The 18635-nt window shown below is 59.0% G+C and carries 23 protein-coding genes and 2 tRNA genes; 10 read left to right on the top strand and 15 right to left on the bottom strand.

The genetic code is table 11. The features are described from left to right. Positions 1–5: 5 nt before the first annotated feature. The 3 genes from QD336_RS21775 to QD336_RS21785 all read right to left on the bottom strand — a co-directional run bounded on the left by QD336_RS21775 (position 6) and on the right by QD336_RS21785 (position 2746). A complete protein-coding gene (locus tag QD336_RS21775) occupies positions 6–749 on the bottom strand; it encodes a glycosyltransferase family 25 protein (protein WP_499172162.1) in 744 nt (247 codons plus the stop codon). 133 nt (positions 750–882) lie between these two features. Next, on the bottom strand, positions 883–2148 hold the full coding sequence (locus QD336_RS21780) for a YcbK family protein (RefSeq protein ID WP_499172163.1): 1266 nt from the start codon (positions 2146–2148) through the stop codon (positions 883–885). Positions 2149–2305: 157 nt separating this feature from the next. After that, the gene (locus QD336_RS21785) at positions 2306–2746 is read right to left on the bottom strand and encodes a VOC family protein (RefSeq protein ID WP_269341024.1); all 441 of its coding nucleotides are present in this window, start codon (positions 2744–2746) and stop codon (positions 2306–2308) included. Between the two features lie 192 nt (positions 2747–2938). On the opposite strand from QD336_RS21785, the gene QD336_RS21790 reads away from it, so the two are divergent. Together QD336_RS21790 and QD336_RS21795 are read left to right on the top strand one after the other, a co-directional pair. After that, positions 2939–3517 carry a cold-shock protein gene (locus QD336_RS21790; RefSeq protein WP_269341023.1) on the top strand — a complete coding sequence of 193 codons (579 nt, stop codon included), beginning with the start codon at positions 2939–2941 and terminating at the stop codon, positions 3515–3517. Beyond that, on the top strand, positions 3517–3999 hold the full coding sequence (locus QD336_RS21795) for a DUF192 domain-containing protein (RefSeq protein ID WP_269341022.1): 483 nt from the start codon (positions 3517–3519) through the stop codon (positions 3997–3999). Before QD336_RS21790 ends, QD336_RS21795 begins: the two co-directional genes overlap by 1 nt. Positions 4000–4059: 60 nt before the next feature. Here QD336_RS21795 and QD336_RS21800 read toward each other — a convergent pair whose 3' ends face one another. Then, positions 4060–4308: a BON domain-containing protein gene (locus QD336_RS21800; RefSeq protein WP_269341021.1), complete on the bottom strand. Its 249-nt coding sequence runs from the start codon at positions 4306–4308 to the stop codon at positions 4060–4062. A 213-nt stretch (positions 4309–4521) separates the two neighbouring features. Between QD336_RS21800 and QD336_RS21805 the strand changes: the two genes are divergently transcribed. After that, the gene (locus QD336_RS21805) at positions 4522–4791 is read left to right on the top strand and encodes a DUF982 domain-containing protein (protein ID WP_269341020.1); all 270 of its coding nucleotides are present in this window, start codon (positions 4522–4524) and stop codon (positions 4789–4791) included. 213 nt (positions 4792–5004) lie between these two features. Continuing rightward, on the top strand, positions 5005–6147 hold the full coding sequence (locus tag QD336_RS21810) for a ceramide glucosyltransferase (RefSeq protein WP_499172210.1): 1143 nt from the start codon (positions 5005–5007) through the stop codon (positions 6145–6147). A 53-nt stretch (positions 6148–6200) separates the two neighbouring features. On the opposite strand, the gene QD336_RS21815 is transcribed toward QD336_RS21810, so the two are convergent. Then, positions 6201–6277, bottom strand: a tRNA-Pro gene (locus QD336_RS21815). Positions 6278–6543: 266 nt separating this feature from the next. Here QD336_RS21815 and QD336_RS21820 point away from each other — a divergent pair. Together QD336_RS21820 and QD336_RS21825 are read left to right on the top strand one after the other, a co-directional pair. Then, on the top strand, positions 6544–6849 hold the full coding sequence (locus QD336_RS21820; protein ID WP_173987132.1) for an ETC complex I subunit: 306 nt from the start codon (positions 6544–6546) through the stop codon (positions 6847–6849). Between the two features lie 48 nt (positions 6850–6897). Further along, positions 6898–6974: transfer RNA gene (locus tag QD336_RS21825), tRNA-Arg, on the top strand. Between the two features lie 192 nt (positions 6975–7166). Here QD336_RS21825 and QD336_RS21830 read toward each other — a convergent pair. Together QD336_RS21830 and QD336_RS21835 are read right to left on the bottom strand one after the other, a co-directional pair. Then, positions 7167–7628: a hypothetical protein gene (locus tag QD336_RS21830; protein ID WP_499172165.1), complete on the bottom strand. Its 462-nt coding sequence runs from the start codon at positions 7626–7628 to the stop codon at positions 7167–7169. 114 nt (positions 7629–7742) lie between these two features. After that, positions 7743–7898, bottom strand: a complete 156-nt coding sequence (locus QD336_RS21835; RefSeq protein ID WP_499172166.1) for a hypothetical protein — start codon at positions 7896–7898, stop codon at positions 7743–7745. A 238-nt stretch (positions 7899–8136) separates the two neighbouring features. On the opposite strand from QD336_RS21835, the gene QD336_RS21840 reads away from it, so the two are divergent. The 3 genes from QD336_RS21840 to QD336_RS21850 are packed head-to-tail and all read left to right on the top strand — an operon-like array spanning position 8137 to position 11367. Next, entirely contained in the window at positions 8137–9435 is a 1299-nt protein-coding gene (locus QD336_RS21840) for an efflux RND transporter periplasmic adaptor subunit (protein ID WP_499172167.1), read from the top strand. A gap of 14 nt (positions 9436–9449) precedes the next feature. Then, the gene (locus QD336_RS21845; protein WP_499172168.1) at positions 9450–10169 is read left to right on the top strand and encodes an ABC transporter ATP-binding protein; all 720 of its coding nucleotides are present in this window, start codon (positions 9450–9452) and stop codon (positions 10167–10169) included. Next, entirely contained in the window at positions 10159–11367 is a 1209-nt protein-coding gene (locus QD336_RS21850) for an ABC transporter permease (protein WP_499172169.1), read from the top strand. The genes QD336_RS21845 and QD336_RS21850 overlap by 11 nt, the downstream gene beginning before the upstream one ends. Positions 11368–11458: 91 nt before the next feature. Here QD336_RS21850 and QD336_RS21855 read toward each other — a convergent pair whose 3' ends face one another. Together QD336_RS21855 and QD336_RS21860 are read right to left on the bottom strand one after the other, a co-directional pair. After that, the gene (locus QD336_RS21855; RefSeq protein WP_499172170.1) at positions 11459–11908 is read right to left on the bottom strand and encodes a DUF6714 family protein; all 450 of its coding nucleotides are present in this window, start codon (positions 11906–11908) and stop codon (positions 11459–11461) included. A gap of 34 nt (positions 11909–11942) precedes the next feature. Then, positions 11943–12176 carry a hypothetical protein gene (locus tag QD336_RS21860; protein WP_269341006.1) on the bottom strand — a complete coding sequence of 78 codons (234 nt, stop codon included), beginning with the start codon at positions 12174–12176 and terminating at the stop codon, positions 11943–11945. A 177-nt stretch (positions 12177–12353) separates the two neighbouring features. Between QD336_RS21860 and QD336_RS21865 the strand changes: the two genes are divergently transcribed. Continuing rightward, a complete protein-coding gene (locus tag QD336_RS21865) occupies positions 12354–12644 on the top strand; it encodes a hypothetical protein (RefSeq protein WP_499172172.1) in 291 nt (96 codons plus the stop codon). 203 nt (positions 12645–12847) lie between these two features. On the opposite strand, the gene sufA is transcribed toward QD336_RS21865, so the two are convergent. The 6 genes from sufA to sufB all read right to left on the bottom strand — a co-directional run bounded on the left by sufA (position 12848) and on the right by sufB (position 18604). Further along, a complete protein-coding gene (sufA, locus tag QD336_RS21870) occupies positions 12848–13237 on the bottom strand; it encodes a Fe-S cluster assembly scaffold SufA (RefSeq protein WP_269341004.1) in 390 nt (129 codons plus the stop codon). Positions 13238–13342: 105 nt separating this feature from the next. Beyond that, entirely contained in the window at positions 13343–13726 is a 384-nt protein-coding gene (locus QD336_RS21875) for an SUF system Fe-S cluster assembly protein (protein WP_269341003.1), read from the bottom strand. A 38-nt stretch (positions 13727–13764) separates the two neighbouring features. Continuing rightward, positions 13765–15015 carry a cysteine desulfurase gene (locus QD336_RS21880; protein ID WP_269341002.1) on the bottom strand — a complete coding sequence of 417 codons (1251 nt, stop codon included), beginning with the start codon at positions 15013–15015 and terminating at the stop codon, positions 13765–13767. Then, on the bottom strand, positions 15008–16282 hold the full coding sequence (gene sufD, locus QD336_RS21885) for a Fe-S cluster assembly protein SufD (protein ID WP_499172174.1): 1275 nt from the start codon (positions 16280–16282) through the stop codon (positions 15008–15010). The genes QD336_RS21880 and sufD overlap by 8 nt, the downstream gene beginning before the upstream one ends. Positions 16283–16306: 24 nt before the next feature. Beyond that, positions 16307–17062 (bottom strand): Fe-S cluster assembly ATPase SufC, encoded by a 756-nt coding sequence (gene sufC / locus QD336_RS21890; protein ID WP_003522658.1) that lies wholly within the window; start codon positions 17060–17062, stop codon positions 16307–16309. 72 nt (positions 17063–17134) lie between these two features. After that, positions 17135–18604, bottom strand: coding sequence for a Fe-S cluster assembly protein SufB (gene sufB / locus QD336_RS21895; RefSeq protein WP_020809911.1), 1470 nt, complete (start codon positions 18602–18604; stop codon positions 17135–17137). Between the last annotated feature and the right edge of the window lie 31 nt (positions 18605–18635).

Consider the following 18635-nt stretch of genomic DNA (forward strand, 5'->3'; position numbering starts at 1 on the left):
CGCGGTTACCGATAGGCGTAAACATACCGCGCGATGCTGTCATAGACGTTGGACAGATAGGCGGGGATCCGCTTCAAACGGGCAAATTTGGTGTCTTTATATTCCGCCCGCGTCCCGACCAGCGTATCCGGGTTGCCAAATGGCAGGAAATCCCTGTCGGCCACGTAAACCTGCGTGCCGTAACCCCAGCCGCATTCCAGAGCCCGGTCAAAGGGCAATGTCATAACCCTTGCGGCCTTCAGAAAACGTTGCGCGGCGCTGCGTGAAATGAGGTAGCAGGCGGATGATCCCTGTGGCCCGTAGATGCAGCGCCCCAGCGTATCACCAAGAATGGTGGTCTTGCGACCCTTGAAACCACTGCGCCGGTGGTTGGTCAGCTTCACGATGGAATTGTCCGGCATCACCGTAATCATCGCCTTGATCCGCCCGGCAAAATCCGGAGTGAAGGCAACGTCGTCTTCGACGATCACCGCCACGGGCGCATCGGTCGCGAGGAAGATTTCGAGTGCCTTGATATGGCTGGCATAACAGCCATATTCCCCCGGCAGGGCATACCGGCCATTGCGCAACTCGAAGCCGCGCCGGTCGAAATCCCGCCAGTCATTCGGCGACAGGCTCTTGCCGTCCACCCCTTCCACCGGCCGCAGGTCCAGGCCCAGCCCGGAGGCACTCTCCAGCATCTTATCAAGCCGCGCCCGCGCCCGGGCAATTGAAATGATGTATATCGGGAAGGTGGAGATCGGCTGCATTCGCAAGGCACCATAAGCTTAAGATGAAGGACAGCCTCCTACAGCAAGCAAGGCCGGACGTCCATGCGGAAGGGATGTCCCGTCTCGACAGCGCGCGAAACCGCACGATTCTCGACGGGAAGGCTGAGGGAGATTACTTACGCGCAGCGGTGCGGCGGCAACGCCAGTTCCAGTCTCTCGGTTCACCCGTGTCCATATGCACCGATTCGGTGTGGCAATAGGTGCCGACGCCACCGCGATCAGGCAGGGAACGCAGATAGGTGGCAAGCTCCCATTTGGAGACGCCCTTGATCTGGATATCGGCGGCATCGCAGGTATAGTGCTTGGAGCCCTGCCTTATGCCCTTTGGCGGGCGATAGCCCGAGGTGACGATTGCGGGGCTGTTATAGTGGTGCTCCACATCCTTGATCATCCGCACCAGTTCCGGCTTGAAGCAACCGACTTCGACCCGGTCCGTCTGCAGGAAAAGCCCGTTCGGGGCAACGCGGGTGAGACCGGAAAGCGAAGCGAGCTTCATCAGGCCGGTCGGCTGGTCATCCTCTTCGTCGAGATGGGCATCGTCAAATTCATCGGACATCATCGAGCGGCCGGAAAGCGCAATGCCCATCGAGCCGTCCGAGGCACCGGGAAGTGCGGCGACCTGCGTGTTGCCCGCCGTGCCGCTTTCAATCATCTTCGGCAGGCGCTTCTTGGCCGCGCCGGCGAAAAACGCCGCAAGCGTCACGCCCTTGCCTTCGCTTTCCTGCCCTTCGCCCGTCGTTCCGGCATTGGCCGCCGGCTCAGCGGCGGCGAGCTGCGCCGATGGCGGCTGCGGCACCGGCACGGCGGCGGGCTGGCGATTTTCGCTGTGCTGTTCCGCCGGCACGTGCGCGGCTGCCGGAACCGGAACGGATACCGGCTGTGGCTGCGCCGCCTGCACCGGCGCGGAATAGACGCTGCTGACAGCCGGCATGATCTTCTGGGAAGGAGCGCCCGCTGCGGCGGGGGCCGCGCCCGGTGCACCCGCCGCAGCGGCGGGCGCGACGGCAGATGCCGTGGAATAGATGCTGGCCGTCCCGGCAGAAATTGCCGTCGGCTGCGTCGTCAATCCGCCAATATCGGCGGCAGCGCCATAAACCTGGGCGGGACCTCCGGCGTGCTGCGGCTGGGAAGGCGTGGCCGCTCCGGCGGCCGATGCCACGGCGGGATCCACATAGTGCCCCGGCTGGGCGCCGGATGTCTGGGGAGCAACGGCTGCGGTTTGCGGCTTATGCTGTGCGGCAATTTCCGGCTTCTTGGAACTGGCGGCCATCTCGTCATCCGTCACCGCCGAAACGCATCCGGAAAGCCCGAGCAGCGAAACCGCAATGACGAGACGCTGACAGGAAACGCGTTGTTTCGCGCCCTCGACAGTTTTCATGGGTGGCCTCCGTATCTTGCATTTCCAACAGCAGCACGGGAACGGAATCGTGTGCTTCCCCCAAAACGGGACTGGCCGTTTCGATTCGCGGACTATGCCTCATCCCCTCGGGATAAGGCAAGAGCGCCCGAAAACGCCGCTATTGGCCGGAAAATCCCTACCAGGAACCGGTATTCTGCATAGATATCCATGGTTCGGCTGGTGCGAGGCTTTCGCCCTTCTGCAGGATTTCAAAAGAAATGCCATCCGGAGAACGTACGAAGGCCATGTGTCCGTCGCGCGGCGGCCGGTTGATGACGATGCCGTTCTGCTGAAGGCTGGCGCAGAAATCGTAGATATTGTCGACCTCGTAAGCCAGATGGCCGAAATTGCGGCCGCCGGTATAATCCTCGGTATCCCAGTTGTAGGTGAGCTCCAGGCACGGCGCCTTGTTTTCCTTTGCCGCAGCAATGTCGTCACGCGCGGCAAGAAACACCAGAGTGAATCGGCCTTTTTCGTTCTCGATTCGGCGTATTTCCGCAAGACCCAGCAGGTCGCAATAGAATTTCAGTGATTCGCCAAGGTCTTTGACGCGAACCATTGTGTGCAGATACCGCATTTTCTTCCTCTCCATTACACGGGTCCGGGACCGTTAAACGCCTGGCGGCAAGCCCCGGACAAGGACGGCGACATAAAAGCAGCTGCGCAAATCAAAAACTAGGGCTTGCGTGGAACCGTTACCAAGATGTTAATCTGGCGCACAGGAATCAGTTGACCGATGTGTGGCGCGTAATCGAGGGGTTGGCAGGATATGGCTGATAGGATGTCATCGAAAACGATAGTCGATGTCGAGGACCTTTCGGGCGATGCCGTGGACCTGACCGAAATTACCGGCGTCGTGAAATGGTTCGATGTCGCCAAGGGTTTCGGTTTCATCGTGCCGGACAACGGCACGCAGGACGTGCTGCTGCACGTCTCCTGCCTGCGCCGCGACGGATACCAGACCATTCTTGAAGGTACGCGCATCGTCGCCCTCATCCAGCGCCGCGACCGCGGTTTCCAGGCTTTCCGTATCCTGTCGATGGATCAAACGACCGCCGTTCACCCCTCGCAGCTGCCGCCGGTGCGCACCCATGTACAGGTAACGCCTTCGAGCGGGCTTGAGCGCGCCATCGTCAAGTGGTTCAACCGCACCAAGGGTTTCGGCTTCCTGACGCGCGGCGAAGGAACGGAAGATATTTTCGTGCACATGGAAACATTGCGCCGTTTCGGCCTGACGGAGCTTCGCCCCGGCCAGGTGGTGCTGGTGCGTTTCGGCGATGGCGACAAGGGCCTGATGGCGGCGGAAATCCACCCCGACAACCCGGTCTCCATCGGGATGTCGCATTGATGGCCGCCCTGCCCCAGATGGTGAAAAGCGCCATTCTGGCGCTTCTTTTTTTCACGCTTGCGGGCGCCGCCCAGTCTCAGGAACGGCTGACATTCACGTCAGAGCCACTGACAATTGAAACCGCCTCGGGCAAAACCCACGATTTCACTGCCGAGCTGGCGCTGGACAATGCCCAGCGCGAACAGGGCCTGATGTTCCGCAAGTCGATGCCGCCTGAAAGTGGCATGCTGTTCGATTTCGGTATGTCACGCGACGTCGCCATGTGGATGCGCAACACCCTCATCCCGCTCGACATGCTGTTCATCGCCCGCGACGGGCGCATCACCCATATCCACGAGAACGCGGTTCCGCATTCGGAAGCCATCATCAGCTCCCGCGGCCCGGTGAATTTCGTTCTTGAACTGAATGGCGGCACTGCAAAACGCTATGGCATCAAGCCGGGCGATATGATCCGCAGTGCGCAAATCGGCAACCGAAAGTAAGATTGCCGCGTTATTGCGTCTGAACGGGCCGGACGAGGTTTCACCCGGCCGACGCAATAATCAGTAGACCGGCTCGATATGGCTCAAAACCCGGCAATTGGAAATGGAAGAAGCGAGATTGATGGCGATGTCGATCGCCTCGACCGAATCGGCCGTGCCTTCCAGATAGATCACGTCATTTTCGACGCTTGCCGAAATACGTGACTTTTCGAGGCCCGATTCGAAGGCCAGCGCCGAGGTAATCGCCTGGCAGACGCCCGCCATGCGATCCCCGAAGAAGCTTTCCTGAATGCCTGACAAATTGAACATATGCGTTCTCCTTCTTATGGACACAACAACGCCTGATGGGCGGTTTTGTTCATCTCCGGTTCATCTATTCGTTCATCTTCCATTCATCTTGGAAAATTGGAACCCCCTGATCGATCACATTTTAGGTGATCGGGAACCATTTCGTGAGGCAAACATTTCGCGCATGGGAGTGAGAAAGGCTGTCGAGACCAGATAAACAGGGAGGAGAATGATATGCTGATTAACAGAACGGAGCCGTGTCACCACGCCTTGTGGATGAAGCCGGTGGCGATCCACCTGCCACTGTCGGCGGCTGTGGAAATCTACAGCCCGCTGGTGGCGCTGGACATGCTGATGTACCGCTGGCCGGAGGAACACGGCCCGGAACATCAGGAAGCCTGCAAAAACTGCCTCGATGCGATCGCCGGCAAATGCGACATCGAAATAGCGCGAGAATCGTTTCTCGTTGCAAGCAGCCATGCCCATATTCTGAACATCCACTAGAATTCATGTCATCGTGACGATTGGGCCCTTCACCACGGAGGGCTTTTCTTTTGCGGCCATGTGTCTTCACCAGGTTTTCACACGCGGCGCAGCCCGTCCGCCTGCGGATGATGACATGTAACTGTCACGCAAACGTTATAATCGGCAGAGACGAATTCCATGGAATCGATTGGCGGAATAACCGCCGAAAGCTTGGGAGTGGAACTGGCCAGCATGGAAACTGTCTTTGCCCTTTGCGCAATTCTGCTCCTTGCCTTCAATCTTCTCGGCATCGTTCTGGCCGGCTGGCGGCTGACGAGACGCGATGCCGAAAACGAGCTTGTGCGGAAGAAACCGCCGGTCTCGCTGGTCGTGCCGCTGCGCGGCGTCGAAAATTTCACGCCGCTGACGCTGTCGCGCGCCTTCCAGCTCAACTGGCCGGATTACGAGCTGCTGTTCTGCGTCGCCGATGAATTCGATCCCGTGATCGCGGAAGTGCGCAAAGCCCAATCGGCCTTCCCCACGGTGCCGGCGCAATTGCTGATCGGTGACGACCGCATCAGTGCCAATCCGAAACTGAACAATTGCGTCAAGGGCTGGCGCGCCGCCCGCCACGAATGGGTCATTCTCGCCGATTCGAACGTGCTGATGCCGAAATCCTATATAACGACCATGATGTCGGCCTGGCGGCAGGATAGCGGGTTGGTCTGCTCGCCGCCGCTCGGCTCGCGGCCGGCGGGCTTCTGGGCACATGTGGAATGCGCCTTCCTCAACGGCTCGCAGGGGCGCTGGCAATATGCTGCGGAAGCGATCGGCATGGGTTTTGCGCAGGGCAAGTCGATGTTGTGGAACAAGCCGTTTCTGGAGGAGAATGGCGGCATTCGCGCCCTCGCCGCCGAAATCGCCGAAGACGCCGCCTCGACAAAGCTGGTGCGAAGCGCCGGCCGCAAGGTGCATCTGGTCTCCACTCCCTTCGAGCAACCACTCGGCCAGCGCCATGCCGGCGAAATCTGGTCGCGCCAGACCCGCTGGGCGCGGTTGAGACGCGTGACCTTCCCGCAATATTTCGCACCGGAAATCCTGACCGGCGCACTTCCCCCACTCCTCCTCGCGCTCGCCGCCGCTACCATGATGGATGTGAACCTCGTGGCAACGGCCTTTGCCGCGCTCGCCCTCATGTACGTGCCGGAACTGGCGCTTGCCGCCCTTAATGGCTGGCCGGTATCGCTCCACACGCTGCCGGCCATGATCGCCCGCGACATGATCATGCCCGTCGTCTGGGCACGCAGCTGGATCGGCAGCGCGGTGGCATGGCGCGGCAATGTGATGACGATCGGCACGGCGGAGAGCACGCTGGCCGGACCATCGGCGGAATAAATACTGGTTTTTTGAAAGAGGTTACGCCGGAAAGCTGATGTTTTGCTTTAAAATGGTCGGAGTGGAGAGATTCGAACTCCCGACCCTCTGGTCCCAAACCAGATGCGCTACCAGACTGCGCTACACTCCGCCGAGGCGATGGCTGGGGAATACACGGTTCACCTGAAGTCCGCAACAGGGAAATTCATCTTTGTTCAGTCGCGGCCTCGATCGGCAAAATCCGTCGCCGGCGTTGCAGTGGCGCGAAAGGAAAGCGCGGGATAATCGTCTTGACTCTCACCTGAAGTCAGTCCATTTCAAATTCAACGTTCCTGACACGATTTGGTTATTCTATTCAGGTACGTGAAGAATAATTCGGGGTGTTGCGCCCCACTGTCCAACCGGAGCAGTTTCGACATGTCTGCGAAGATTTACCGCCCTGCAAAAACCGCCATGCAATCCGGCAAGGCGAAGACCAATGTCTGGGTTCTGGAATTCGACGCCGAGGTTCCGCGCAAGATCGATCCGATCATGGGTTATACCTCCAGCTCCGACATGAAGCAGCAGGTCAAGCTAACATTCGAGACGCAGGAACAGGCCGAAGCCTATGCCCAGCGCAAGGGCATCGAATACCGCGTCATCCTGCCGAAAGAAGCAACCCGCAAGGTGGTTTCCTACACCGACAATTTTCGTTTCAACCGCACCCAGCCCTGGACGCACTGAAACACGACGATCAAAGTTTTTGCCGGAGTATCGATTGCCCGGCATGACGGCCCCTTAGCTCAACTGGATAGAGCAACTGCCTTCTAAGCAGTAGGTCGCAGGTTCGAGTCCTGCAGGGGTCGCCACCGCTTCTCTACTTTTCCATGAATGACTGTTCGCATTGATGTCCGATTGCTTCTTCGCCGCAGGAAGCAGTCTGCCTGACTATACGGGCGAACCGACGAGAAGTGTGCCGTTATCGTAAGGTAGACTGCACCTCTAAATGCCACAGGTCAAATCTCCAATGGTGGTGCTGGCTATCGGCCATGTTTCGATAGTTACAGCCGGATGATGTTGGGCTTTGATGCGTGGTCGAGTATTTCATTTGCCAAGGCGAAATTATCTAGTTTTATATCCGGATTGTAGACGAGATCCGTTATGGAGACGGTCGGAAAATTCTGCTCTAAAATGCGAAAGCAAAAGCTTGCGCGTGGCTCAGCCGCACTCTCCACAATATCCAAGCATGCAGCAATTTCGTCCACGGTTAAGTCAGGAATGTTAGGGGGAGGCCCCATCGAGATCAACTCGGCGAACTCTCTTTCACTCGTCCAGCTATAGAGCTTAAAAAACGTTTCTTTGTTATAATTTTGATTGCCAGAAAACGTGTTAATAGCCGCAAGCTGATCTGTGCAATCTCGTCCCTCATCGATGCTTGTGACAACATCAATGATAAGGCGTTCCAATTTATCAACTACTTCCGGAACTAGGTTGGGGATAGCGCTTTGAACTCTGTCGTGCATTCGGGAGGGTTCCTTTGATTTGATGGCCGAGAGTTTTGACTTGCTGCACAATCGCGGTCATTGGAATAATGGCATTCAGGAACGCCATCCGCCCGCTTCGGCGAACTTTTCGCCCTACCCCTGCCCCATCAGCGTGAAATAACCCCACGCAGCCACGAAAAACAAAATGACAGCCGCAATCGTCAAAGCCTTCCTCGCTTTCGGACCCAGCGGTTCGCGCGGTTTTTTCGGCGGCACCGGTTTGCGGAACTTCACCACATTGTCGTTCATTTCATCATCGTCCTGACTGTCGCTGCTGAAACCTTTTGCCGTGTCGGTGGCATCGGGCTCTCCAGTGCTTATCTCTATCAGACCAGAACTATCATAAATATTACCAAGTTTTCACTTCACCCTTGGGGCAAGCTATGTCACTTCCCACAATCAGAGGAATACAGAACGACAGATGGACGGATAAACCGCTGAGCGGAAACAACCCTCTGTGGTATTTTGAATTTTGCGGGTGACGAGAATGAATGACGCCAACGGCATTGGCCGCGATACACCAAACAGCCAACCCGATCTGCGTGAGATTCTGGGAACGAACAGAAACGGCAGGAAGAAGAAATCGCGCCGTTATCTTTATGTGGCCGCCTTCCTTGTTCTGATCGGCGGTGGCCTGGGTTATTATTACCAGTCGCGTGCGGCGGGCGTCGCCTATAGCTACACCACGGAAGCGGCGCGCCAGGGCGATCTGTCCGTCATCGTCACCTCCACCGGCTCCGTCCAGCCGACGGATCAGGTCGATATATCGAGCGAATTGTCCGGCACGGTGCGCAAGGTCAACGTCACCTATAATAGCCCGGTCAAGGCCGGAGACGTTCTGGCGGAGCTGGATACCAACAAGCTCGAAGCCGACGTGCAGAGCGCCCGCGCCAAGCTCGCCTCCGCCAAGGCCAATGTGCTGAAGGCGCGCGCCGATCTCGGCTCGGCAAAGACATCCATGGAGCGCCTGCGGTCGCTGGTGCAGAACCGGGTGTCCAGCCAGCAGGATCTCGATGCGGCGCAATTCACCCATGATGCGGCCGCAGCCACGCTGGAGGTCAACGAAGCGACCGTGCTTTCGGCCGAAGCCGATCTGCGGCTCGCCGAAGTCAATCTCGGCAAGGCCAAGATCGTCTCGCCCATCGATGGCGTCATCCTCACCCGCAGCGTCGATCCCGGCGCCACCGTCGCCTCTTCGCTCAACGCGCCTGTGCTGTTCACCATCGCCGGCGATTTGCGCCATATGGAATTGCAGGTCTCGGTGGATGAGGCCGATGTCGGCAAGGTCGAGACCGGGCAGAAGGCCACGTTTAATGTCGATGCCTATCCCGACCGCAGCTTCCCGGCCGAAATCGAAACGGTCCGTTTCGCCTCCGAAACCGTGTCCAATGTGGTGACCTACAAGGGCATATTGACGGTCGACAATGCGGAGTTGCTGCTGCGCCCCGGCATGACGGCGACCGCCAATATCATCGTTGAGGAAATCAAGGACACGCTGCTGGTGCCGAATTCCGCGCTTCGTTATACGCCGCCGCGCGAATCCGCCTCCCGTGGTGGCGGGCTGATGAGCCTGTTCCGCCCGCCGCGCATGGGACGCTCGCAGAACCGCGATGCCGGTCAGGCCGCGACCGGCAAGAGAACCGTGTGGGTGCTGCGCAACAACACGCCGGTCTCCGTCGCCATCGAAACAGGCTCCACCGACGGTCAGCATACCGTGGTAAAATCGGGCGAGTTGAAAGCCGATGATCAGGTGATTACCGACGCAACGGCCCGCAACGCCGGCTGACGGAGGAGAACCGCATGCAACAGCCGCCGCTCATCGAATTCCGCGATGTCGTCAAGCAATATGGCCGCGGCGAAGCGGCGATCCGCGCGCTCGACGGCGTCAGCCTCTCCATTCGCGAGAAGGAATTCGTCGCCATCATGGGGCCATCAGGCTCGGGCAAATCCACCTCGATGAACATCATCGGCTGTCTGGACGTGCCGACATCAGGCGAATATCTGTTTCAGGGCGTACCGACCAGCGGCTTCGACAATGAGCATCTGACGCTGCTGCGCCGGCACATGCTGGGTTTCGTATTTCAGGGCTTCAATCTTCTTTCCCGCACCTCGGCGGTGGAAAATGTCGAGCTGCCACTGATCTATCGCGGCATGAAGGCTTCCGAACGGCGCGAACGTGCCATGGAGGCGCTGGCGCAGGTGGGCCTGAAAGGCCGCGAGGATCACACCACGCAGGAGCTTTCCGGCGGCCAGCAGCAGCGTGTGGCCATTGCCCGCGCCATCGTCACCCGCCCTGCCCTGCTTCTGGCCGACGAGCCGACCGGCAATCTCGATACGAAAACCAGCATCGAGATCATGGAGCTGATCACCGCGCTCAATCGTGACAGGGGCATCACGGTCGTCATGGTCACCCATGAAGAGGATATCGCCGCCCACGCGGGACGCCTGCTGCGTTTCGTCGATGGGCATCTCGCCTCCGACAGCGCGGCGGACAAGAAGGAGACTACCGATGTTCTTTGAAACGTCGCGTCTTGCGCTGCGCGCCATCAGCCGCAACCTCCTGCGCTCCTTCCTCACCGTGCTTGGCGTCGTCATCGGCGTCGCCGCCGTCATTGCCATGGTCACCATCGGCAACGGTACGACCGAACAGGTGAAATCGGAGCTTTCGCGGCTCGGCACCAACATGCTGTTCGTCCGCCCCGGCCAGTTCGGCCCCGGACGGGCCAGCACCGAAGCCAAACGCTTCGATGACCGCGACGTCGAGGCCATCCGCAACCAGGTCACAGGCATCCGTGCTGTCGCGCCCCAGAACCGCAGTTCCGCAGCAACCGTCATTTTCGGCGGCAAGAACCACCAGACAAGCGTCATCGGCACCACCAATGATTATCTGATCGCGCAGGACTGGACGATCGCTCTCGGCCGCGACTTCCAGCCCGCCGAAGATCGCGGCGGCCAGATCGGCTGCATCATCGGCGAAACAGTGCGGCAGGAACTTTTCGGCGCGGAAAACCCTGTTGGTCAGACGATCCGCGTCAGCAACATCTCCTGCCCCGTCATCGGTGTTCTCGCCAGAAAAGGCCAGTCCGGCCTCGGCGACGATCAGGACGACACCATCATCATGCCGCTGAAAATCCACCAGCGGCGCATCGGCGGCACCACCACCATTTCTTCGATCATGGTCTCGGCGCAGGATGGCGTTTCCACCGCCAAGGTGCAGAGCGACCTGCAGAACCTGCTGCGTGAGCGCCGCCGCATCGGCATCGGCCGTGAGGACGACTTCACCGTCAACGACATGACCCAGATCGCCTCGGCCATGACGGGCACGACGACATTGCTGACCGGGCTTCTGGGCGCGGTCGCGGCCGTCAGCCTGCTGGTCGGCGGCATCGGCATCATGAACATCATGCTGGTGTCAGTGACGGAACGCACCCGCGAAATCGGCATTCGGCTTGCCATCGGCGCGCTGGAAAAACAGGTGCTGACGCAGTTTCTGGTGGAAGCCGTGATGTTGTCGGCCTTCGGCGGCCTCGTCGGCATCCTCACCGGCCTCGGCCTTGCTTACGCTGTCGTCGGTTATCTCAACGTGCCCTTCGTCACCAGCCCGTCGATCATCTTCCTCGCCTTCGCCTTTTCGGCGGCCATCGGGGTGATTTTCGGCTATTTCCCGGCACGGCGGGCGGCAAGCCTCAGCCCGATCGAAGCGCTCAGGCATGAATGAAAGCTGGATTTCAAACCGCAACCGGCTCTTGGGACAATAAACGGAAACCTCTGGTTCTTCCAGGGATTAGCCGAACCGCTTTAATCGCTCGCTAAGGCGCGCGCAGACCAACCCACTCTTCAAGTGCGCGATTTATGTCATCCTGATAGGACGGCACATTTTCCCTCTCACTGATGGCACGGAGATACACTTCCACGGCAGTCCGTTGCAAAGGGGTCAGCAAGGAAAACTTCTCCTGGCACCCGCATAAATAGGGTGCGAATTCATGCCTGTAGTCGCCATCAAGATCAGCAATCATATAGGCAGGCAAATGAAATCGCATTCCTTCAGCATCAAGGAAGGCGGGGCTGCCGGAATGTCTGTTGAGGTCCCTTGGCGGGATCGCCGCCCAATCATTCTTCTCATCGCCAGCGCGGCATGTCGCGCGAACTTCATCATTCGCATAGTCATCAAGCGCCTGCGCCTCGGAGAGACCGATGCCGCCACCCAAAGTGACACCCCCAAATGCCGCCCGCACCGCGGCTTTGGCATTCGCAATCATATCGGGTTCCGGCCTCATCAAATAGTCTGCCTGTTCAATGATGCGCTCCCCCACTCGCGTCGCCGTGCACTGTGGGCCAGTCTCCACCCTCAGTCCGTTCGAGCGGGGGGCTATTCAACGCATCACCCTTGGATGCCGCAGATCCCTTTGTCTCCTCCCAGTAAAATGCAAGGCAAACAATACCAACGATCAGCGTCAGGCCAGCCACGACGCTGGCGACGATCAGTCCTATCGTCCAGATATCAATCGAGGCGCTACTGATGTCCATCCCGGTTCACTCCCCACGATCAATCCCGCCGGTGGCCCGAAACGCCTTCCCGGAGCATGGAAGGCATGCGGTTCCGTACCTCCGCCAAACCTCGCAGAATATCCGATATCCTTGCTGATCTTGCGTCAGGGCGTCAATCGGATAGGCTCGCCCTCCAGTTTACCGGACGGAGTTTGGATGTTCAAATCGGTATCGGACAGCGCTGCCGCCGCTGACGGCGGTTCGCTCGCCCTCTTCGTGGAGCGCGTTGACGGGCAGACGGAGCAGTTTGTGATCAATCGCTCCTTCGCGGCGCGCGGGACGCCTGTCTACAACAAAATCGTCTCGAGCCTTCGGTCGCTCTCGGCAGACGATTGCCAGACGATCGCCGCCGCTCTCGAACCGTTATTGACGACGACGCCACCGATTCATCCTCTGGCGGATTTTATCAATACCCTGAAACAGCAGTCATCGTCCTTCGAAAACTGATTTCCGGTGACAATCAGTTCCGGGAAACGAAAGCTCAGACCTGTCCTCCGTCATCCTCGGGCTTGACCCGAGGATCTACGCACATTTCAAGCGATGTGAGGGGAATGGATCCTCGGGTCAAGCCCGAGGATGACGTCGCGTTTGCAGGAATGCTGCGTGCACAATGAAAGGACCCCGCGCCATCGAAGAGCCCACGCAAGCGATCAAACGCTCGCCTCAGCCTCGCGCTGCTTCGCCAGTGCCGCCAGATCGGCGGGCTTCAGCTCAACCGATTCACCACAGCCGCAGGCCGAGGTCTGGTTGGGATTGTTGAAGGTGAAACCGGAACGCATCTTGGTCACTTCGAAATCCATCTGGGTGCCGAGCAGATAAAGCACGGCGGAAGGCTGAACCCAGACCTTCGCCCCTTCGAATTCGACCAGATCGTCCTTTGCATCCGCCTCGGTCACGAGGTCGATGGTATATTCCATGCCTGCGCAGCCACCCTTCTTGATGCCGACGCGCACGCCCTTGGCGTCCGGTCCGGAATTTTCGACGATTGCTTTAACGCGAGAGGCCGCAGCCCCCGTCATGGTCATGATCGCAAAGCCCATGGGCTCATTCTCCTTCGACAATCGAGTTCAAGGCTCGATGTTTATGGAATTCAATCTAATAGCGCCTGAGAATGTCATCAAGAGATGACACCCGTCAAAATCACGTCAGTACCAGCCGACGGCGACCTGTGCTTCTTCCGACATGCGATCCGGCGTCCACGGCGGATCGAAGGTCATTTCAACGGTGACGCCGGAAACACCCTCGACGGCGCCAACGGCATTTTCCACCCAGCCCGGCATTTCACCGGCCACCGGGCAACCGGGAGCGGTCAGCGTCATGACGATCTTGACCATCCGGTCGTCTTCGATGTCGATCTTGTAGACGAGACCGAGTTCGAAGATATCGGCCGGAATTTCCGGGTCGTAGACGGTCTTCAGCGCCGCGATAACGTCGTCGCTGAGGCGTGCCAACTCTTCCGGTGGAATGGTGGATACCTTTTCCTGAGCTTCGGTCGCATCCTGGGTCTTTGCAGTGGCTTCGGCAGTCATGGTCTTAAACCTCAATCCTGATCTCTTTAATCCCGATATCAGGCGAAAAATTTGCGCGCATATTCCAGCGCCTCGACAAGAGAGTCTACTTCGGCGCGGGTATTGTAAAGGCCGAACGATGCCCGGCATGTGGAGGTGACGCCGAACCGTTTCAAGAGCGGCATGGCGCAATGGGTGCCGGCCCGCACGGCAACGCCGCGCCGGTCGATCACCATCGAGACATCATGGGCATGGATGCCCTCAAGCTCGAAGGAAAAGATGCCGCCCTTGTCCGGTGCATTGCCGATGATGCGCAGCGAATTGATCTCACGCAACCGCTCAGCGGCATAAGCCGCAAGATCCGCCTCATGCGCGGCAATCGCGGCGCGGCCGAGATTGTCCATGTAGTCAAGCGCGTAACCCAGGCCGATGGCCTGCACGATGGGCGGCGTGCCGGCTTCGAAACGATGCGGCGGCTCGTTATAGGTTACATTGTCCTCGGAAACGTCGAGGATCATCTCGCCGCCGCCCTGGAACGGCCGCATCTCGCGCAGCCGGTCAGCCTTGCCATAAAGCACGCCGATGCCCGACGGACCGTAAAGCTTGTGGCCGGTCATCACATACCAGTCGCAATCGATATCGCGCACATCGACCGGCATATGAACCGCGCCCTGCGAACCATCAACAAGCACCGGAATGCCGCGCTCATGGGCAATGCGGCAGATTTCCTTGACCGGCACGATGGTGCCGAGCGCATTCGACATATGGGTGATGGCAACGAGCTTGGTGCGCTCGGTCAGGCTCTTTTCGAAAGCCTCGATATGGAACGCGCCGTCATCATCGACAGGCACCCAGACGAGCTTCGCGCCCTGCCGCTCGCGGATGAAATGCCACGGCACGATGTTGGAGTGGTGCTCCATGATCGAGATGACGATCTCGTCGCCCTCGCCGATCTTGGGCATGCCGTAACCATAGGCAACCGTATTGATCGCCTCGGTCGAAGATTTGGTGAAGACGATCTCGTCCACCGAACCGGCATTGAGGAAACGGCGCACCTTTTCGCGCGCCGCCTCATAGGCGTCGGTTGCGGCATTGGAGAGGAAATGCAGGCCGCGATGCACGTTCGCATATTCGTTCGCATAGGCATGCGAGACGGCGTCGATCACCACCTGCGGTTTTTGAGCGGACGCGCCGTTGTCGAGATAGACCAGCGGCTTGCCATAGACCTCGCGCGACAGGATCGGAAAATCCCGGCGCACGGCTTCGATGTCATAGGGGGCCGCCACTGCGGCGCGTTCGCTCTCAGGCATGATGTTCCAGCCAGCCGGAGATGATCGTCTCCAGCGCCTCTACCAGTTCTTCTTCGTCTTCCAGTTCCTCGACGATCTCCGCGACGAAGGCGTTGACGAGCATCGCCCGTGCCTTGGCCTTCGGCACGCCGCGCGCCATCAGGTAATAAAGATGGTTGTCGTCGATATCGGCAACCGTCGCACCATGGCCGCACTGGACGTCGTCGGCGAAGATTTCAAGCTCCGGCTTTGCCGAGAACTCGCCATCATCAGACATCAGCAGCGTGTTGCAGGCCATCTTCGCATCGGTCTTCTGGGCATCGGGGGCCACCCGGATCATGCCCTGGAAAATGCCCTTTGCACGGTCGAACACCACGTTGCGGAACACTTCCGTCGAGGTCGTGTTCGGCACGTTATGGCCAAGAACCATCGTCACGTCGGTATGCGTTTCACCACCCAAGAGGTTGACGCCGCGAACGATGAGGTCACTGCCCTCGCCTTCCACGTCGATACGCAGTTCCTGACGCACCAGCTTGCCACCGGCATTGATGATGAAAATGCGAATCTTGGCGTCCGCACCGATTTTCATGCGCAGCTGGCCAAGATGGATATCGGCGGCACCCTGCTGCTGCAGGATGATCCAGGTCACTTCCGCGCCATCCTCAACGACGATGTCGCTGACGGAGGAAACAAAGGCCGCGTCCGAAGTCACCGAAAGGTGACGTTCGATGACGGTTGCCTTGGACCCCTTGCCGAAACGCACCGGGAAGCGGCTGTGAACCTGGCCTGCACCATGGATCGCCTGCAATTCGATCGGCTTTTCGATTTCGGCCTCGGCCGGAATGTCGAGCACCAGACCGTCGCGCACGAAGCTGCCATTGATGCGGCCGATCGTGTCATCCTTGCTGGCTTCTGCAAGACCTGCGGCGGCGGAACCGTCGGCCAGGCTTCCGGCAAAGCTCGAAACGCGAACCTCGTCGATCTTGCCGGTATTGGCCGTCCCATGCAGCACGTAAGCGACAGGCGAACCGGCAATGACGGATACAGCCTTCTCGATAACCGGTGCAGGCTGGTCTTCCGGGATGGTCCGCAGCAGGCTTTTCAGATCGGTATAGTGCCAAGCCTCGATACGGCGGGTCGGAAGACCACCGGTCTTCAGATCGTCAAACAGCACGTCACGAGCGGCAACCACGGCGCCATCGCCCGGCAATTCGCTGAACTTGGCGGTATAGGCATCGACCAGCGCGGTTTCCGCGGGCGTCAGCCGGTTGGTAGCTTGAATGTTCATGGACATCACCTCCTGGCCTTCGGCTTAGGCCGCTTCACCGATGATGTCGGCGTAACCATTGTTTTCCAGTTCCAGCGCCAGCGCCTTGTCACCCGAGCGGATGATCTTGCCCTTGTAGAGAACGTGAACGCTGTCAGGTACGATGTAATCCAGCAGGCGCTGATAGTGGGTGATGACGACAGTGGCGCGATCCGGCGACTTCAGCGCATTGACGCCGTCAGCCACGATCTTCAGGGCGTCGATGTCGAGGCCGCTATCGGTTTCGTCGAGAACGCAGAGCTTCGGCTCCAGGAGCGCCATCTGCAGGATTTCAGCACGCTTCTTCTCGCCACCGGAGAAACCGACGTTGAGCGGACGCTTCAGCATTTCCATGTCGATCTTCAGATCGCCGGCCGCTTCCTTGACGCGGCGGATGAAGTCCGGCGTCGTCAGTTCGGACTCGCCACGCGCCTTGCGCTGCTCGTTCATCGCAACCTTCAGGAACTGCATGGTGGCGACGCCGGGAATTTCAACCGGATACTGGAAGGCAAGGAAGATGCCCTTGGCGGCGCGCTCGGCCGCATCCAGTTCCAGAATGCTTTCGCCGTTATAGAGAATGTCACCGGAGGTGACTTCATAATCTTCGCGGCCCGACAGGATGTAGGACAGCGTCGACTTGCCGGAACCGTTCGGCCCCATGATGGCAGCAACCTCACCGGCGGCAACCTTCAGGTTGAGACCCTTGATGATTTCGGTTTCGGTATCGGCGATCTTTGCGTGCAGGTCGATGATTTCAAGCATGGATTTATCCTAAGAATAGTGTGAGCGAAGGTGCGCGAGCGTCGCGCACTCAGGTGCATATTTGGGTGACTATCAGCCGACCGAACCTTCCAGCGAAATGCCGATCAGCTTCTGCGCTTCCACGGCAAATTCCATCGGCAGTTCCTGAATGACTTCCTTGACGAAGCCGTTGACGATGAGCGCGATGGCCGCTTCTTCGGGGATGCCGCGCTGCAGGCAATAGAACAGCTGGTCTTCGGAAATCTTCGACGTCGTCGCCTCGTGCTCGAAATGCGCAGACGAGTTCTTCGCCTCGATATAGGGCACGGTGTGAGCGCCGCACTTGTCGCCGATCAGCAAGCTATCGCACTGCGTGAAGTTGCGCGTGTTGGTCGCCTTGCGGTGAGCCGAAACCTGGCCGCGATAGACGTTTTCCGAGAAGCCAGCAGCGATGCCCTTGGCGATGATGCGGCTCGACGTGTTCTTGCCGAGGTGGATCATCTTGGTGCCACTGTCGATCTGCTGGTGGCCGTTGGAAACCGCGATCGAATAGAACTCGCCGCGGCTGTCATCGCCGCGCAGAATGCAGGACGGGTACTTCCAGGTAATCGCAGAACCGGTTTCCACCTGTGTCCACGAAATCTTCGAACGGTCGCCACGGCAATCGCCACGCTTGGTCACGAAGTTGTAGATGCCGCCCTTGCCTTCCTTGTCGCCCGGATACCAGTTCTGGACGGTGGAATATTTGATTTCGGCATCGTCGAGCGCCACCAGTTCGACAACTGCGGCGTGAAGCTGGTTCTCGTCGCGCTGCGGGGCCGTGCAGCCTTCCAGATAGGAGACGTAAGCACCCTCTTCGGCGATGATCAGCGTACGCTCGAACTGGCCGGTGTTCTTCTCGTTGATGCGGAAATAGGTAGAAAGCTCCATCGGGCAGCGAACACCCTTCGGCACGAACACGAAGGAACCATCGGTGAAGACGGCCGAGTTCAGCGTCGCGTAGAAATTGTCCGTCGTGGGGACGACCGAGCCGAGATATTTCTTCACCAGTTCCGGATGCTCGCGCACGGCTTCCGAAATCGACATGAAGATGACGCCAGCTTTCGCCAGTTCCGCCTTGAAGGTGGTGACGACCGAGACGCTGTCGAACACGGCATCCACCGCCACCGGGCGCTTTTCGACGCCAGCGAGGATTTCCTGTTCCTTCAGCGGAATGCCGAGCTTTTCATAGACCTTCAGAAGCTCCGGGTCGACTTCGTCCAGCGACTTCGGGCCGGGCGCGGTCTTCGGCGCGGCATAATAATAGAGATCGTTGAAGTCGATCTTGGGGTAGCTTACGCGTGCCCATGTCGGCTCTTCCATCGTCAGCCAGCGCTTGTAAGCCTCAAGACGCCATTCCAGCATCCATTCCGGCTCCTGCTTCTTGGCCGAGATGAAACGGATCACCTCTTCCGAAAGGCCCTTCGGAGCCTTGTCGACTTCGATGTTTGTCTCGAAGCCGTATTTATACTGGTCCACATCGATCTGGCGGACCTGATCGATCGTTTCCTGAACCGCTGCCATGTCGTTCTCCAATCTCGCCGGAGCCAAGGTC

Source organism: Rhizobium sp. BR 250 (genome assembly GCF_047445855.1).
GTDB classification, from domain to species: Bacteria; Pseudomonadota; Alphaproteobacteria; order Rhizobiales; family Rhizobiaceae; genus Agrobacterium; species Agrobacterium tumefaciens_I.

Bases quoted from the DNA above. Each gene is read 5' to 3' on its own strand.
- QD336_RS21860 (WP_269341006.1), bottom strand. From the start codon at position 12,176: ATGGACATCAGTAGCGCCTCGATTGATATCTGGACGATAGGACTGATC.
- sufB (WP_020809911.1), bottom strand. From the start codon at position 18,604: ATGGCAGCGGTTCAGGAAACGATCGATCAGGTCCGCCAGATCGATGTG.
- sufC (WP_003522658.1), bottom strand. From the start codon at position 17,062: ATGCTTGAAATCATCGACCTGCACGCAAAGATCGCCGATACCGAAACC.
- QD336_RS21785 (WP_269341024.1), bottom strand. From the start codon at position 2,746: ATGCGGTATCTGCACACAATGGTTCGCGTCAAAGACCTTGGCGAATCA.
- QD336_RS21790 (WP_269341023.1), top strand. From the start codon at position 2,939: ATGGCTGATAGGATGTCATCGAAAACGATAGTCGATGTCGAGGACCTT.
- QD336_RS21800 (WP_269341021.1), bottom strand. From the start codon at position 4,308: ATGTTCAATTTGTCAGGCATTCAGGAAAGCTTCTTCGGGGATCGCATG.
- QD336_RS21845 (WP_499172168.1), top strand. From the start codon at position 9,450: ATGCAACAGCCGCCGCTCATCGAATTCCGCGATGTCGTCAAGCAATAT.
- QD336_RS21795 (WP_269341022.1), top strand. From the start codon at position 3,517: ATGGCCGCCCTGCCCCAGATGGTGAAAAGCGCCATTCTGGCGCTTCTT.
- QD336_RS21875 (WP_269341003.1), bottom strand. From the start codon at position 13,726: ATGACTGCCGAAGCCACTGCAAAGACCCAGGATGCGACCGAAGCTCAG.
- QD336_RS21880 (WP_269341002.1), bottom strand. From the start codon at position 15,015: ATGCCTGAGAGCGAACGCGCCGCAGTGGCGGCCCCCTATGACATCGAA.
- QD336_RS21810 (WP_499172210.1), top strand. From the start codon at position 5,005: ATGGAAACTGTCTTTGCCCTTTGCGCAATTCTGCTCCTTGCCTTCAAT.
- QD336_RS21830 (WP_499172165.1), bottom strand. From the start codon at position 7,628: ATGCACGACAGAGTTCAAAGCGCTATCCCCAACCTAGTTCCGGAAGTA.
- QD336_RS21850 (WP_499172169.1), top strand. From the start codon at position 10,159: ATGTTCTTTGAAACGTCGCGTCTTGCGCTGCGCGCCATCAGCCGCAAC.
- QD336_RS21820 (WP_173987132.1), top strand. From the start codon at position 6,544: ATGTCTGCGAAGATTTACCGCCCTGCAAAAACCGCCATGCAATCCGGC.
- sufD (WP_499172174.1), bottom strand. From the start codon at position 16,282: ATGAACATTCAAGCTACCAACCGGCTGACGCCCGCGGAAACCGCGCTG.
- QD336_RS21855 (WP_499172170.1), bottom strand. From the start codon at position 11,908: ATGATTGCGAATGCCAAAGCCGCGGTGCGGGCGGCATTTGGGGGTGTC.
- QD336_RS21865 (WP_499172172.1), top strand. From the start codon at position 12,354: ATGTTCAAATCGGTATCGGACAGCGCTGCCGCCGCTGACGGCGGTTCG.
- QD336_RS21835 (WP_499172166.1), bottom strand. From the start codon at position 7,898: ATGAACGACAATGTGGTGAAGTTCCGCAAACCGGTGCCGCCGAAAAAA.
- QD336_RS21780 (WP_499172163.1), bottom strand. From the start codon at position 2,148: ATGAAAACTGTCGAGGGCGCGAAACAACGCGTTTCCTGTCAGCGTCTC.
- QD336_RS21805 (WP_269341020.1), top strand. From the start codon at position 4,522: ATGCTGATTAACAGAACGGAGCCGTGTCACCACGCCTTGTGGATGAAG.
- sufA (WP_269341004.1), bottom strand. From the start codon at position 13,237: ATGGGCTTTGCGATCATGACCATGACGGGGGCTGCGGCCTCTCGCGTT.
- QD336_RS21775 (WP_499172162.1), bottom strand. From the start codon at position 749: ATGCAGCCGATCTCCACCTTCCCGATATACATCATTTCAATTGCCCGG.
- QD336_RS21840 (WP_499172167.1), top strand. From the start codon at position 8,137: ATGAATGACGCCAACGGCATTGGCCGCGATACACCAAACAGCCAACCC.